The 15,483-nt window shown below is 40.1% G+C and carries 15 protein-coding genes; 4 read left to right on the forward strand and 11 right to left on the reverse strand.

All coding sequences use genetic code 11. From position 1 onward, the window contains the following. Positions 1 to 131: 131 nt before the first annotated feature. The 7 genes from nifH to H6G86_RS02690 form a co-directional block, all read right to left on the reverse strand. Positions 132 to 1,097 (reverse strand): nitrogenase iron protein, encoded by a 966-nt coding sequence (gene nifH / locus H6G86_RS02660; protein WP_012412139.1) that lies wholly within the window; start codon positions 1,095 to 1,097, stop codon positions 132 to 134. 516 nt (positions 1,098 to 1,613) lie between these two features. Next, positions 1,614 to 2,747: an XRE family transcriptional regulator gene (locus tag H6G86_RS02665; RefSeq protein ID WP_190932978.1), complete on the reverse strand. Its 1,134-nt coding sequence runs from the start codon at positions 2,745 to 2,747 to the stop codon at positions 1,614 to 1,616. A gap of 1,134 nt (positions 2,748 to 3,881) precedes the next feature. Further along, complete coding sequence (locus tag H6G86_RS02670) at positions 3,882 to 5,525, reverse strand: AMP-binding protein (protein ID WP_199338137.1); 1,644 nt, start codon at positions 5,523 to 5,525, stop codon at positions 3,882 to 3,884. Positions 5,526 to 5,535: 10 nt separating this feature from the next. After that, positions 5,536 to 5,949 (reverse strand): acyl-CoA thioesterase, encoded by a 414-nt coding sequence (locus tag H6G86_RS02675; RefSeq protein ID WP_190932979.1) that lies wholly within the window; start codon positions 5,947 to 5,949, stop codon positions 5,536 to 5,538. A 234-nt stretch (positions 5,950 to 6,183) separates the two neighbouring features. Beyond that, positions 6,184 to 6,567 carry a holo-ACP synthase gene (locus H6G86_RS02680; RefSeq protein ID WP_190932980.1) on the reverse strand — a complete coding sequence of 128 codons (384 nt, stop codon included), beginning with the start codon at positions 6,565 to 6,567 and terminating at the stop codon, positions 6,184 to 6,186. Next, positions 6,543 to 7,439, reverse strand: a complete 897-nt coding sequence (locus H6G86_RS02685) for an acyl-ACP desaturase (RefSeq protein WP_163932901.1) — start codon at positions 7,437 to 7,439, stop codon at positions 6,543 to 6,545. The genes H6G86_RS02680 and H6G86_RS02685 overlap by 25 nt, the downstream gene beginning before the upstream one ends. A gap of 299 nt (positions 7,440 to 7,738) precedes the next feature. Next, entirely contained in the window at positions 7,739 to 8,014 is a 276-nt protein-coding gene (locus tag H6G86_RS02690; RefSeq protein WP_163932904.1) for a hypothetical protein, read from the reverse strand. A gap of 784 nt (positions 8,015 to 8,798) precedes the next feature. On the opposite strand from H6G86_RS02690, the gene H6G86_RS02700 reads away from it, so the two are divergent. Further along, positions 8,799 to 9,788: a helix-turn-helix domain-containing protein gene (locus H6G86_RS02700; protein WP_190932981.1), complete on the forward strand. Its 990-nt coding sequence runs from the start codon at positions 8,799 to 8,801 to the stop codon at positions 9,786 to 9,788. A gap of 122 nt (positions 9,789 to 9,910) precedes the next feature. Here H6G86_RS02700 and H6G86_RS02705 read toward each other — a convergent pair whose 3' ends face one another. Both H6G86_RS02705 and H6G86_RS02710 read right to left on the reverse strand, forming a co-directional pair. Then, on the reverse strand, positions 9,911 to 10,285 hold the full coding sequence (locus H6G86_RS02705; RefSeq protein ID WP_190932982.1) for an MreC domain-containing protein: 375 nt from the start codon (positions 10,283 to 10,285) through the stop codon (positions 9,911 to 9,913). A 28-nt stretch (positions 10,286 to 10,313) separates the two neighbouring features. Further along, positions 10,314 to 10,484 (reverse strand): hypothetical protein, encoded by a 171-nt coding sequence (locus H6G86_RS02710; RefSeq protein WP_190932983.1) that lies wholly within the window; start codon positions 10,482 to 10,484, stop codon positions 10,314 to 10,316. A gap of 562 nt (positions 10,485 to 11,046) precedes the next feature. On the opposite strand from H6G86_RS02710, the gene H6G86_RS02715 reads away from it, so the two are divergent. The 3 genes from H6G86_RS02715 (at position 11,047) to H6G86_RS02725 (ending at position 12,380) form a co-directional block, all read left to right on the forward strand. Further along, a complete protein-coding gene (locus tag H6G86_RS02715) occupies positions 11,047 to 11,208 on the forward strand; it encodes a hypothetical protein (RefSeq protein ID WP_190932984.1) in 162 nt (53 codons plus the stop codon). A 211-nt stretch (positions 11,209 to 11,419) separates the two neighbouring features. After that, on the forward strand, positions 11,420 to 11,890 hold the full coding sequence (locus H6G86_RS02720; protein ID WP_190932985.1) for a DUF3592 domain-containing protein: 471 nt from the start codon (positions 11,420 to 11,422) through the stop codon (positions 11,888 to 11,890). Positions 11,891 to 12,026: 136 nt separating this feature from the next. Further along, entirely contained in the window at positions 12,027 to 12,380 is a 354-nt protein-coding gene (locus tag H6G86_RS02725) for a hypothetical protein (RefSeq protein WP_190932986.1), read from the forward strand. A 40-nt stretch (positions 12,381 to 12,420) separates the two neighbouring features. On the opposite strand, the gene H6G86_RS02730 is transcribed toward H6G86_RS02725, so the two are convergent. Next, positions 12,421 to 12,684 carry a hypothetical protein gene (locus tag H6G86_RS02730; RefSeq protein ID WP_190932987.1) on the reverse strand — a complete coding sequence of 88 codons (264 nt, stop codon included), beginning with the start codon at positions 12,682 to 12,684 and terminating at the stop codon, positions 12,421 to 12,423. Between the two features lie 295 nt (positions 12,685 to 12,979). Further along, positions 12,980 to 14,989 carry an ABC transporter ATP-binding protein/permease gene (locus tag H6G86_RS02735; protein WP_190932988.1) on the reverse strand — a complete coding sequence of 670 codons (2,010 nt, stop codon included), beginning with the start codon at positions 14,987 to 14,989 and terminating at the stop codon, positions 12,980 to 12,982. Positions 14,990 to 15,483: the final 494 nt, after the last annotated feature.

Raw genomic sequence — 15,483 nt, forward strand, 5'->3', positions numbered from 1 at the left:
TGAAGAGAAAAAGCACAGAGTTAAGATTAGCTATTCGATTACCTCCATTTTAAATGATTGGTGAGAAGGTGGGCTATTCTCGCCCACCTAATATCTACTTTGTATTTAGCACCTGATTCTGAAGAATAAGCTTACTTCTTCTCGCTACCAGAAACTATTTCTACGTTTCCTTTTTTGAGTGCTTCTAGTGCTTCACCTTCAGCATCTTCTTGTTTTTTAGCTGCGTCTGCTTGGCTAATTAGTTTCGCAGCATTTTCTTCACTTTCAAGGATACCGAATTCAATCAACAAATCTTCTAGCTCATCCATCTCGATGGGTGTGGGAACAGCGAGATTTGTATTGTTGATAATCTTGTCTGCTAGTGTACGGTATTCATGAGCTTGCTTGCTGTCGGGTGCGTACTCGTTCACCGTCATCCGCCGCAATTCGGCGTGTTGCACGATATTGTCACGGGGGACAAAGTGAATCATCTGGGTACTTAATCTGGCTGCAAGGGTACTAATCAGTTCGTCTTCTCGGTCAGTTTTGCGGCTGTTACAAATTAGCCCACCCAAACGTACCCCACCAGTGTGAGCATATTTGAGAACGCCACGAGCAATGTTGTTAGCTGCAAACATCGCCATCATTTCACCGGAGGTAACGATGTAGATTTCTTGGGCTTTACCTTCACGAATTGGCATAGCAAAACCACCACACACAACGTCGCCCAACACGTCGTAGGATACGAAATCTACATCTGAGTAAGCGCCGTTTTCTTCGAGGAAGTTGATAGCGGTGATGATACCCCGACCGGCGCAACCAACACCAGGTTCTGGCCCACCTGATTCTACACATCTGATATTTCGGAAGCCAGTTATTACCACTTCTTCAAGTTCAATATCTTCCACAGCGCCCCGTTCAGCAGCTAAGTGCAATACTGTGGTTTGGGCTTTACAGTGCAAAATCAATCGGGTAGAGTCAGCTTTGGGGTCACATCCGACAATCAAGATGCGTTTACCCACTTCTGCCATCGCAGCAAGGGTGTTTTGAGAAGTGGTAGATTTACCAATACCACCTTTACCGTAAAAAGCAATCTGTCTAATTTTTTCGTCGGACATGATAATTTATCCTGCAATTGTTTAGTGGGTCTGTCGATTCATGAAGCGATGCCTACGGCGGTAAACTACGCACTTTGTGCCGGAGGTACTCGCATTGTAAAATTACAGCACTGGCCTTATGTAGAACGTCGTTGGAGGCGCTCGTTCTACAGCAAAAAGAGCCCGAATCCACAACATATTCAAGTTTTGGTAAGTTTTCATTGGCCATTAGTCATTGTTTTTTCTGACTAATGGCTAGAGCAATGAGACATCACTCAAGGAATATTGCAAGTATTAACATCCGCTCACTCAAATGATTTCTCTAGCGGTAGTAATACCAATTGGAAAAAAGAAAGCTACATATTCCAAACTGGAAACTCAAATTCAATCCGAATTACGAATTACGAATTACGAATTCAGCATTATCAGTTGTTGTAATTCTCTGAAGGTTTCTCAAACCTCAAGAGTGGTTGCAGCAGGAATTTCAATTTACGCCAAGTATTCCTTTAAGCACACAACCAACCATTGCAATCCACTCTAAACAGTCGCTACAACTTCCCCGATTTTGCTGATATCGTAACCGCCGAGAATTTCGAATTGTGAGTGAACCATCCGATGTCCCAAAGTACTGAGCAATTGCTGTACAGGTGCTTCTTCTAAATATTCCTTGAGAATCACCAAATCATATCGTGACTGATGTAAAGGGATAAATCCCAGCCCAAAAGCGGTAGCTACAGATGCCGTACTCATACCAGCATCAGCAATTCCTAATCCTACAACTTGGGCAACGTCCTGGTGACTTTTGAATACATTGTCAAAGCCCTGAACAGCATCGAATGGTATCTGTTCTTTGTGGAGTGTTTGTTCCAAAAGCATCCGACTACCAGAACCGATTTCACGGTTAACAATAGTCGCTCCCCCAGCAACTAAGTCAGTAACTGTTCTAATTCCCATCGGGTTGCCAGGCTTCAACAAAAGTCCCTCTTCCCAAACACCAAGGGTAATCAGAACTGCTTCCCTCCCAGCCAGAACATCTCGAACAAAGGGAGTATTATACTCACCAGTTTCAGGATCGTACAAATGCATCCCAGCGATGTGCGCCTCACCTCTGCATAGACTGTGCAATGCAGCCATGCTATTGGCGAAGTTATATTGGACTCGCAGTTGGGGATGCCAGCGTTCGGTGGCTCTTGCCCATAGTGAAATCACAGGGGCACAACCAGCAATCACAACGGTGTTGTGAAGTGTGTCGAGATTATCGTCTAGTAGCCTGACTCGAACTTTATTTGTACCTATTTGGCTAGTACCTTCTCCATCAGCCGGAATCATATCTTGACGAAAAGCATCTTTACCAATCAAGGGATAAGCTATCCATTGTCCTCCTACACGAGCCATGCTAACTCGCAGTTGCTGACCATTAGGAACAGGTTTGGCAAGGACGGCTTCGATTTCAGGTAAATCCCGCTCTAACCAGAATAGATCCTCAACTTGACAGCCAAGCGCTTTGGCCAAGCGAAGTGTTATAGCAACTGAGGGAGCATATAATCCCGACTCTACACCACTAATAGTTTGACGAGTCACACTAGCGATGTTAGCCAAATCTTGTTGGCTCATGCCTAAGCGAGTTCTAATGGACTTCAAGTTATTACGGAGGTCACTATCCTGCTTCATTGGCTTTATCTCTTAGTTTCAAAAAGCCGTAGCGGATTTAACTTGTATCTGCCAAGGCGAAAGTATGGTCTTTGAGTTTATATCATTTCTCTCTGACGACTTTTTGTGCTTTCGCTGTCTTGATTCCCCATATAAAAAGACTATCACAGAAATTGCAAGTTTGCTTGCGAAGCGCAAATTATTTTTGCAAGTGGTTGTTTTTTAGCTGCTATTATCGCTCAAAAGCCCCAAATTCCAAGAAACAGAGTATTTGTCTAGTAAGAAAAGTTTACCAATTTTATTGGTAGAAGTAGCGTTTGATACAGTTTTAGAGATTATTTTCAGCTTTGATGCTTGCTTGATAGACGAGTAATAAAAGCCGTAGAAAACATACCAATCAATTTCGTACTTGGGTTTTAACTATTAATCCTCCTCATTGTCCTTAAAAAAATGATTCAATTTTCCACTATCTTTTCTTTATAAACTACTAATTTATTATGATTAAACCCCTTGAACCCTCATTCTTTCGTTTTTGCTCGTCCAGCGATCGCCTTCTAACAATTCTCTCACTGCAAGCGTTTCCCATTTCTGGATAAGTCTATTTTAATAAAACAATGGCCAAACCTTTTAAGTGGACATATAAAGGTAAAGTCTTGGCCATCTAATACTTGGCTTATTTCCGCCGTCCTGTACTAGTGCGTTGTGTGGGTTAAGAGCGTTGTCGCAACTGACGTAGGGCAAAAGCTTTTTCGATTGCTGAGAATAGGTAGACGATTCACCATTGGGTGCAGTTGTAAACTTGGCTTGTACCCTACAATATAAAACTGTCCTAGACGAAAGCTGGAGCAGTTTTTGTTAGAAGTAAATTGTATAGGGGACAATTAATGTTGTCCCCACTTTATCCATAGTAAATACCGTTGTACAATACTATTCACCTCAAGTTGCCTACTTTATGCAAAAAAGGAATAATCTTGAAGTTTTGGCATTACAATCTTTGTGCCCGTATATGCCACTACCAAATCTAGCGTAGCGTTCCTCAGTTGGTCAATTCTCCTAGCCCTAGTTTTCCGTTGACGAGCGCTTGACTTTTAACACAGTCGCTATATGTGCCGCAAACATTTTTCAACTTAGTATAACGATGGTATTAGTAAAGAATTAACACCCATTTATAGCGTTTTTAGCAAGCATAATTTTCCCTGTGATGTAGGCTTGAGCGATCGCTATTCGCCGTAACTTGCCACTGCTAGTTTTTTCTAGTTGTCCTGGGCGAATGAAGAGTATATTGTCCACAAGGATTTTAATACCCAGCTGCTTGAGAACAATCTCGCTGACTTGGCGTTGATGGTCAATTACTTGTTGAAGAATACTGGTCTGTTTGGTTTCTATCAAGACAATAATGCGGTCATCAGCCTGAATTGTCGCAACTTTGCTCGGTTGTACAAACGGTAGCGACTCTATGGCATGTTCAAAATCGCTTGCAAAATAACTTTGACCATTAATTTTGAAGCGATCATTCAGCCGACCTATGACGAACAACTCACCCTCGCTAATTACACCCAAATCACCAGTAGGAAAAAAACCATCACAATTGTAAAAAGGGCGTTCGCTTTCAAAATAATTATCGACCAAAGTCCCGCCTCTAAGTTCAACTTCACCAATTTCACCTCCATGGCATAAAAGACCATCTTCAGTTCTTAAACGGATATCAAATGTACTCAACGCTTGACCTACAGAAATAGCTTTGCAGCCATTTGCCAAAGTCACAATCCGGGGAACATCTTCTAACTTACAGCAGGAAATCATCAGGACTGCCTCCGCCATACCATAACAAGGCTTAATTGCTGTAGGTTGCAATCCATAGGGTGCAAGCACTTCCAAGAACTGATGTAGTTTGTCTATATTAATTGGCTCACTGCCATTAAAAACCATTCGTAGCTGGGTCAAGTTTAAGTTGGCAATTTCTTCTGGATCGGTAATTGCCAAGCGACGGAGACAGTAGCTAATGGCAAAATCTGGAATAACTGCGATCGCAATCTTTTTTTCTGACAGTTCGCTCAACCACTCCACAGGATTCATCAAAAAATGCATTGGGGTACTCAGGTGCAAGTTATGCCTCACGTATAGGGTTGTGAGCAAACCACCTACTAATCCCATATCGTGATAAAGTGGCAGCCAACTTGCAGTTGCATCACTGGGTCTATTTTGAGCATGGTTAGCGATCGCCTGCATTTGTGTCACAATTTTCCCATGAGTGACTGGAATTCCTTTGGGGAAAGAAGTCGAGCCAGAAGAAAACTGCACAAAAGCAATATCAGTATCTGTAATTGTTGCAAAATTTGCTGATTCTTGGGGCTGAATATCTGTGTCTGGTAACTGTAAACGCTGGAGGCTCAATTCTAAACTTCTAATACTAGGTGCTTCCAACACAAATTCAGCTTGATATTGGGTTGTAACCTTCGTCAAAAATTCCAGGTAGCTCTCTTTAACAACACCCATGCTGTAGGGTTTGACTGACAGTGGAATTGCTCCCAGTCCAACTAGAGCAAAGAATGCAATAATCACACTTTCGGTTGTTTCAAAAGGAAACAGAATCCTTGAGCCAGCTGTCACACCCGCAGTCCGAAAGTACTCCATATAGGCTGCAATCTTCTGGTACATCTCACAATAGGCGAGAAACTTAGACTCAGCAGCGCGATCCTGCCTTAAAAACAAGCCCAAGTGTGAGTCAGTATTCTTGAGGGCCTGAATCATTGCGATCACGGTCATCGACAGCTTAGTTCTAGGTTGTAAGTCTTGCATTGTTTTGACCTCAACCATCTTGTTGCTTATTTTCATCAAGAAAATCCTGGAGAGTTCTAAGTGATCGTTCAATTGAATCAATGAATGCTACTTTCACAAGAGCATCGGCAGCAACCTTTACAGTTCCGTTTTTGAAAATCTCAATAAATTGGTGAAAGATTACTTGATAATAGTAATTTTCCTCCGCGTCTTTGAGTTTCGTAATAATCTTGACCTCTCCAGGTAATATTTCACGGCTATAGTTGACTTCAATACGAGCAACTACAGGAATAATCCGCTGTCCGTGAAATAAGTTGTGATGCTCAAGCCATGACCATCGGCCTGCTTCTAGGTATTCGAGAACAGTGGCATTATTGACGTGACCCAAACTGTCAAGATCATTTGGGCGTACCTGAAGTTTTAGGTTAACAGCTTCAAAGTTCATAAGTGGGTTGGCGTGAATATTTATTATCAAGGCAAGGCAGAAGGTGAGTCACTTTCCGTCTTGGCGCTTTGCGTCGTTAGCGCAGCGTTAGCGAGTCTTCTCCCAAGGGGAGACGCTACGCGAACGAGCGTCTGGCAAAGTAACGAACCCGAAGGGAAAGAGGGTTTTAGTTAACTTTACTTTTTATTACACACTTCTGTTTATTTGCACCTTTCTACTGCCAAGTCGCTGCAATCATGACTGGGGAGAGATAGCCACAACAGTAGACACATAATCCCCAGTGTGAGATATGGAAAGGTGAACAGTCCAACCTTGAACCTGAAAATGCTCTGCCAGTGAGCCGTAAAATTCAAAGTAAGGTGCGTAACGGGAATTATGTCGCACTTCTACATCTGTCCAGTAGAAATTAGGGGCCATTGCTAAAGCCTTAAACAAGGCTTCTTTAGCTGAAAAAGTACCTGCCATACTTTGGAGAGGGTTTTTACTTTGGCTGAAGTAAAGGCACTCAGTGTTTGTAAAGAAAATGCCTGGAAGTTTCAAAGCTTCAACTTTTGTTAGTTCTGCAATCAGTTGAATATCGTGCCCCAGTCCAATTAACATCCCACCAGATCCAGCCATGTCTGCTCAACTTCAGCAGCAGAGTTTACCTGAATTCCTGTAATTTGTCTGAGAGCAGAAAATATCAGATTTTGTTTGCGCTCAATATTGTCTGGCAGAACCATCTCATACTTGATCGAATCCCACCAGTTGACGTGAGAATCCCGCTGCTCAAGATGTTGGCGGTTACTACCATAAAGTTCGCCCCCTTCTCGCACAAACAAGTGTGCAACAGCAAATGCGCCTTTGGGTGAGTACTCTTCACTATCAACTAAAGCTTTGGCAAAACTTATGAAGTATGTCAGATGCTGCGATTCATCAGCAGCAATTTGCTTAAATAGCTTTTTTAATCCAGGGTCTTGAGCAATACTTGCACACCAAGAGTAGTTAACCGTGGCTGTAATCTCTGAAATCGCTAATAATACTAGTGTTCTGAGCATGTCATCGTCGGGAAAAATCTTCCGAAACTCAATGACAGTCTCGTCACTGACAGGTTCTAGACTGAGTAGAGTCGATAAGCGATTAAGTGTGGTTTCGTGAAAGCTTTCTTCCTCATTCCAGTAACGGCTCCAAGTACTACAAGCTTGCATAATGCTTGCTAAAACTGGATTGCCATCTTGCCAACGACGACACTCAGCATCAGCCAATCTAGCCAAGCGATCGGCTCCTGGCTTAGTAGTCAATTCTGCACGTCCAGCATTCCAGAGATTAGCTTTGTCAAATTTACTCACAGCCTCCAGGTTAATCGCACCAATCATTTCCACTGCACTCCATCGTCGCTTTTCATGGAAATGGTGTTGTTCCCATATTAAATCAACTAAAGAGCTTCGTTGCTCGGCAACAATTGCATATAAGCTGCTGACAATATCAGATCGAGAAATTGTATTTACCATAGTGAAGATATTTGAATTTAATTTTTAAGTTTTAGAGGTTATTTGAAAAGCCTTGGTGACTAACTGGAAGTCGCAGCTACATAAACAAAACCCATCTACCCTTCTCTTCAAGACGCTGACGCGTAGCTTACTTCTCCGTTCGTGTTAGCGTCTCCGTTAGGAGAAGGAGTACGGTAACGCTAAGGGCGAACGTGGGTTAAAAAGCTAGTTGTAAAACTAAAAATGAAAATTTTTGCCACTACCCTTTATTGTCTAGACTCTATTCTCCAAAAAGTTTTAAGATTTAAAATTTATTATTTTTAGGTCAAAGTATTAACTTTATCAGCTTCATTTAGAAATGCTTCTAATACATCTGAAATAGGGGTATCAAGAGAGAAAGCTGGCAAACGTATTTGGACTCCATACTGCTTTTTCAGCATATTCGCAGTTTTGGCGAAAATCTCCATCAGATCGATGCTGTTATGTAGGTGATCGGAACGAGCAATAATCGCCGATAGCGTCAAGTCATTTTCAAAAATTTCTGCAATAGATAAACCAACATTTTGGGCAAAAATCTCACAGATATAGTCTTTCAAGATTTGAAACTCCTTTGTTGCGGTATTACAGTAAGTTAGATGCTGTTAGTTACAAGTTTTACTTAACATTAACAGAGAATTTGACGTTTATATGCTACTGATTACATACAGTAAGCTCAAATTAGCACAATTAATAAAGTTTTAGCTGCGTATTTATACTAAAGATGAGTTGCTATGTGTCCTGATGAAGTTTTTTAGCGGTAAACAAGGAGAACATACGTTAAAAACGCAAGTAGTAGTCCGTCAAAAAGTGGTCAGGTTATCTGTTTAGAGCATGGTCACAAAGAAGGGTGTAGAGAAGACAGCATTGAAACGGGGCTTGAAACTCAGACCGATGCAGTCGTTTTGAAAAGCGGGGTTTGTATCTCACCAGCTGTTGGGACTATTTCTTTCACTACGTAAGGATTCAGGTGGCAGAGTATTTACTCAAACAGTTATAACGATTGGGTCAATAGTTACAGCAGAAACTTTTCCCCAACTTGCCGCCACAATCAAAGCACCAGCCGCCAACTCATATCTTGCACTTGATAAAAACAATCAGTATTACGTTGCAGCACTTCTAGAACTTACTCTTGGTACGCACTCAAGGTTTTTTCTCCAAAAGATATTAGTATCATTTTTATAACCATCACTACGGTTATTACTGCCTTACTTCAGTGCTGATGAGCAATTAAAAAATTTAAATTATACAATTAACATCCGGAAAACAATGTTGAAGTTAGGAAAAATAGTGAAGATATGATTGTAACTTTCTTTGATTGAGTTCATCTAAAAGGCTTTCACAATGGTTACTACTCCTGTATACTATTTGCAATTTCTAGACAATCCGAATATTGAAATTTCTCAAGATCAGTTGCGATCGCTTTTAGGAGAAATAGAAGTAAAACTGCATCGTAGCGGAGTTTATCGACGTGCTTTAGCGATTGTACAGAAGTTAATAGGTGAACAAACAGATCAGGCTCAAGATTTATTAAAAGCCGTAGGTAGAGAAGCAATCGGGTTAGCATTTCAACAATTTGCCCAACAATCTCAAAAAGTTGAAACAGTTACAGATAACAAGCAAGCCACAGAAACAGTCAATTCTTCACCAGAGATACAGCAGGAGCATTGCACTCTCCGAGAGGAAACCTCTAAAAATACAGCAGAAAATTCGCTGTGGAAAAAACCACTACAATTGCTGAATCATCAGAGAATTTCTCAAGCAGAACTTGCTGAACAAGCTGAACTTGCAGCTCAACAACGCATGGTGTGCCTACGTCAAATCGGGCAACAACTCCAAAAGACCCGTCAATCCAAAGGCCTTTCTTTGCACCACATCCAGCTTTCCACTCATATCCGAACGGAGCTGATAGAGGCATTAGAAAACGGCAACTGGAAAGAATTATCAGATGACATTTTTGTACGTGGATTTATACGACGTTATGGAGATGCTTTAGGACTTAATGGTGTTGCTTTAGCTGCCTCTTTGCCATTCCTAGCAGCTATACCAGTAACTCAGCCCTTTTCGGATCAATCTAAAAAAGGAATGGGATTGGAAATTCGTCCGACGCATTTATATGTAGGTTATACAGCTCTTCTTGCTGGTGCAATGGGAGGATTAGCTTTCATGTCCCAGCAACAAGCAAATACCAATATGTCAATTGAGCAAGATAACTCTTCTTCTGTTTTACAATCGTTAAAACAACAATCCCCTACTGTTAAACCAGGGATTAAATCTACTAACACTGGTGTGGCTGTCGGATCTGATATTTCCCCACCAGAAGGATTATATTAACGAACTGCACTTGCCTGATAACGGCTCTCGTGTGGGTTACGCCGCCAATTTTAACTTTTAAACGGTATCTTCTGAATGTCTACAATGCCGTACAAAGAACTGATATAAGCGTTTTCAGCCGCCTATACGGTTATGGTATTTCCCCACTGTTGCGTTCGCGCAGCGTCTCGTAGAGAAGGACGTTGCTCTACAGCGTGTTCCAAATCCTGAATGCGCTGCCTAAGCTGTTGATTCTCAGTTTCCAACTGCCGTAGTGATTCCATTTCATCCAGCCGTTGCTGTAACTGGATGTTTTGCTCTTTCTGTTGCTTGTACAGGTTTTGCAAGGATTGGATTTGCTCTTGTACCTGGGTTTCAGCTTTAGCACCTGCTTCTGCTTGCAAACCAATTCTCAATTCCGGAGAAAGTCGCTCTAGTTCCTGTTTATGCTGTTTTTTGAGTGCTGCGATCGCTTCGGTGTACTCTTTTGGGTAAGTCCGTTCACTTGATTCAGACACAATTGCGGCATTTAAATCAGCCAAATCACTATTGTTTACCAGCAGTCTCTCTCGGTAGCAGTAGGGAAGGATTTTTCTTGGGACGCGACGTAACAGCTTCGTGTAGCTTGTCGGGAATCTTGACCAGCCTGAGTAAGGGGCGAGTTTGAGAGGGTTTAAAGGAGACGAAAATCTGAGAGGAGATGACCTGACTTTTCACGGTAAGCCCTCAAACCTCGAAAAAGCATGGCTTTTTCCACAGGCTAATTCTCAATAGCTTTGAGTTAATGAAAAGAGCTAACAGAAAAATCAGTGGTTAGGAAATCTTTAAAATGAGCTTTTTTATATGCCGTGAAAAGTCAGATATCTTCTTCTTTTGACAAAGGTATTGCGCTAAATAAACTAGCCCTTATTTAATGCCTACGTGAATTTGTTGAAAATTATTGGCATTTTGAGTATCAAAAAACTACATTGCTGTGGAGAGTCTCGAATGTTAAATGTTTATCGGAGAAATAAGATCGGGATTAATTGCTTTATTCAGTACTGCGTTGCTGTTCGCAACATTAGCAGGATTATTTTTACCCTACTTCACTATAGGCAAGAGGTGTTTGCTCCGGGTAAATTTGGCGATTTCATCAAACCGATTTTTGACACCCTTGACCTTTATCATAATCTAAGGTGTTGACCCCAGAGCGAGCGCTATTTCCTTTAAGCAGCTAGCCGAAAATCACCCAGAAGGGCAGACTTAACCTACTAATACTCCACTAGAAAAACAGATAGCGGTGACAGAAGCGCTCAAGCAAATCGATAGTAATCCCACTTTGAAAGCGCGGGTAATTGGGGCGTTGAAAGCCGGTGGAACAGAGGCATTAAAGGAACTAATGGATCATCCTCTTGTCAATATACTTTTGGCAACTTTAAAAGGATGGCAGGATGTTGAATAGTTCCGTTGCTACAGATGAAGCAGAGGATTTAGCTGGTGATGGCAAATGAGGAGCATTTGGCAATACTAAAGAAAGGTGTAAAAACTTGGAATAAATGGAGAGAAAAATATAATAAGTTGTAAGAATGGATCAACAGGAAGCTCCATACCTCTAAACTGTATGATACTGAAGTGGAGTGTAATTAGTTAATTATTGTGCTATTGTCAAATCCATGCATTTCAAACCTCACCAAAGTACTTTTGACGATAAATTAAGTGCAATTATAGGACTGGTAATTGGATTGGTGTTCATTGCTAGTGGTTTTTGGGTAAGCAATAAAGTCGCACACGAGCGTGCAACACTGATAGAAACACAGGGGATGGTAGTGGACAGCATCAGTCGTCGTGAGCGCGATAGTAAGGATAAGCTCATAGAAACCTATGCACCAGTTATTGAGTTTGTAGCTAAAAATGAGCGGATTCGTTTTACAGGTAATTATGAATCCTACCGCTCCAGTAATGGCAACAAAGTGGTTGTTCGTTATCACCCCAAACAACCAGAAACTACTGCGCTTGTAGTGAATCCGCTTGAAGGCTTGGTTTCTGTGGGAATGTTTGGGATGGGTGGCTTGGTTATAGTCTCTAGTCTTGGTAAGGTGTTGCCTATACAATGGTCTTCAGGTGGGCAAGCTGACCATAGTTGATGTTGCACAACACGGTAATCACAATCTAGCTAACTGACAGCTTTCAGATTGCATATTAGATACCAACCTTGTCAAGACGAACTAGATAGGTGGTAATATTTATAACAACAACACTTAAATCTGCCTAAACAGACCAATGCCGGACTCAGAAGACCCAAAGCAAGTCTCCAAGAACGACTTACGCAATTCACAGTTTGGCAGCGGGTTGATTAACGCTGGCACATTGAATGCTGGGCAAATTGGCGGCGACATCTACAACATTCACCTTGGGCAGCAGATGGCGGTATCAGGTAATTCAGTCCAATCACAGAATCAACGCCAGCGATCGCTCTCCGAAAGAGACTCACTCGAAAAAGCCTACACACTGCAAAGGCAGAGAGTTGACAGGATAAGAAATGCATGGGTGATAGAGACAGACCTATCCCACAAGTTTCAATACAAACAGCAACTTCAGGCAGAGGAACTTACGTTGAGGGAACTTGGCGAATGAAGGGTTCTGGTGGAGAATTGTTACTAAACGTTTTAGCGGATCATAAAGATAAAGAAGTTACCTTATTATAAGTTATCTTAGCTTTTTCAACCGTATAAAAGTATCCCAACTTATCCCTGTTTCTATATTCAAATTGGGTAATTCCAATTCTTCCTATTAGTGGTTCTACATTTCTATAAAAATCAAACCCAACTTTTTCAATTGCCATAGCTAATTCATGACATTCCTCAAATGAAGCAAATTGAGAAATACGAATTGATGGAATTTCATTTTTCAGCAATGCTTGAAAGTTTTTATAATGCATTTCGCGGTCATTTAAGGCTTCCTACTGGGTTGTTTTTAGCATGAGAAATTTATCATTCATATTTTGTAAATTAGGTTTTTCTCAAAATAGAAAGCGATACAGATTTTTAATGTATTTTTTATTAAAAAGTTATTTATCCTGATAATATTTTTTTGTTTAACATTTATCATGTCAAAATTTTTGACGTTAATAATTGCAAAGAAGAGGGAGAATGGTCTCTTCCCTTCCCTTCGCATGATTATTTAATTAACTGTTTGAAAAAGCTGCTTTCTTGACTTATCAAGGATAGCAGCCATTAAACTCTCGCCCATTTCAATACTTTGGGATCTTTATCATATCCATAGCTAACGCCTTCCTTAGTAGTTATAGGCTCTCCCTTGCTTGCCTTGCTTCTAATAGTGCTAAGAGAATAGTACGTTAGTTCATTCATTTCTTTATGGGTAAGCTTTTCGCTTGTGCTTATTTTTGACTTATTTTGAGCTTTATATTGAGATGAATCATCTATTTTGATTTGAGGATTTTTTGGGGGTTTAGTAAGACTTACTTTTTGATTTCGATAGTCCTGAACAGTCACAAGTTGCCAACTAGAATCTTGTGACAATTCCAAAACCCATTGGTGATAATCAAATAGGCTTTCCCTATGTCCAACACTGATAAATGTTGTTTTTGTTGATTGTAACTGTTGATATAAACTTTCTTCATTTTTCAAATCCAAAGCACTCGTTGCTTCATCTAATATAGTAAAGCTAGGATGAGTCACTAACAGTCGTGCAAAAGCCAAGCGTTGTTGTTCTCCTATCGATAATATATTCTCCCAAGGAACTTCAGTATCAAAGCCATCGACTCGACTAAGTAAGTTTTGCAGGTTGACTTGTTGTAACACTGCTTTGAGTTCTACGTCAGTCATCTGACGATTAGTATTAGGATAAAGTAACTGTTCGCGCAAAGTTCCCAAAATTATGTAAGGACGTTGGGGTAAAAACAAGACTTCTTCTAAAGGAGGTCGCACTAGGCGGCCAGTCCCAGCGTTCCACAAACCAGCTATTGCTCTCAATAGAGAACTTTTACCTCGACCACTTGGCCCAACAATCAATAAACCTTCACCTGGCTGAATCGACAACGACAAATCTTCAAAGACTACCTGTTCATAGTTAGGCGTTTGTAAAGTGACATTCTCAAAAGCGAGATGGTTTTCTTCTATTGTTTTAATAGTACTGACATTTTCTGGTTCTCTAGTTACTTCTTCTAAAGCATTTGAAAATTCAGATAACCGTTCAACATAGCTAGAAAATCTCCCAGAATTTCCAAATTCATTAATTAAATCACCCAAAGCATTAGCAAAAAAATAGCAACATACAGATGCTTGGATAATTTCTCCAAATTCCATTTCACCTTTAATCTGTAAAGGCCCAAATACTATATATGGAAATATTTGAATTACAGATTGATAACCTCTATTAAAAATCTCACTATTCCTCTCCCAATCAATTTTGCGTTTAGCATTTTTTATCAAATTACTAAATCGACGGGTAATAATATTTGATTCCTGCTTCTCTCCTCGAAAGAAAGCTACTGATTCAGCATGAGTTCGTAAATGAGTCAAGCAATAGGTGTAGTCAGCTTTCGCTTCGAGTTCTTCTCGATTAATTTTATTTAATTCTTGGGTCAAGTAGACAGCAATAAAATTGCCTATAACCGTATAAGTAACTAAAATCAGTGCAACGGACTCAGAGATTGACCAAAGAACTAATAAAAAAGCTGTCATCTCCAGTATTTTTTCCAAGAGAGTAGCTGAAAAACTTAAAGCATTGCTTGCAATAGGTTCGATCTCTTGAGATAAACGTTGATCTGGATTATCAATATCAGATTTAAAGTTGATTTTGTAATAAGCTCGACTGTTTAAATATTTTGATAAAATATTATTATTCAGCCATTGATACCAATCTAGAGCAATTTTTTTTCTTACTAGTCTAGAGAACCCCGCTAAGAGAGTTCCCAATAGCAGGGCTGAACCATAAAGCAGTAAACCATCATAAAACTGAGAGATTTCTTTCTCTTTAATTATGATATCGGCTAAATAGCGATTAATAAAGCTATTAAAAACATTTGCAGCAACAAGCACAATTATTAATAATATCAGAAGAATAAGCATTCCCCATGAACGAATCACCTCTGAAAATGCTCTGTCCCCTGGCTCGTGTGGATACCAGTAAGGTTGTGCGACTGCTTTTACGTCTTTCCAAAATTGAAGGAAACTTAATAAAGTATTTGTTGAAGGTTGAGCTTGAACAACTTTGGTTGGCATATTCTGAAACTAAACTAAGACTTTATCTAATAATTAAGCTAGTTATATGGAAATAGTGTTAAGGCTAAATTCTTACTAAATAGGCATCATAGTTATAAATAAGTTAGCAAACTGTCCTAGTGTAATTTTTGGGCTTTTTGGAGAGTTATAGGCTTTTTATCACAAATCGGTAAACATGCTTGTGAAGGTATTATTTAGCCCAATATTTATACTAACTGACACATTCATTAAATCTCCTGCAAGCTCCTTGGTGTCGAGAGTTGACAGCAGTTAATAATTTTTCAGTAAATAATTTTTGCGCTATGTTTCATATTCTATAACCATGTTTCATATTCTATAACGCAGTATAAACCAATTTATATTTTATTTTTTGTTTTTACCCCAATTTACCGAGTTGATACTTCTTAACTGTCTTAACTGTCTTAACTGTCTTAACTGTCTGTTTAACTGTCCGCTTAACTGTCTTAATGGGTATTGTATTTTGTTGACTAAGG

Source organism: Nostoc sp. FACHB-133, from assembly GCF_014698055.1.
Classification (GTDB): Bacteria; Cyanobacteriota; Cyanobacteriia; order Cyanobacteriales; family Nostocaceae; genus Nostoc.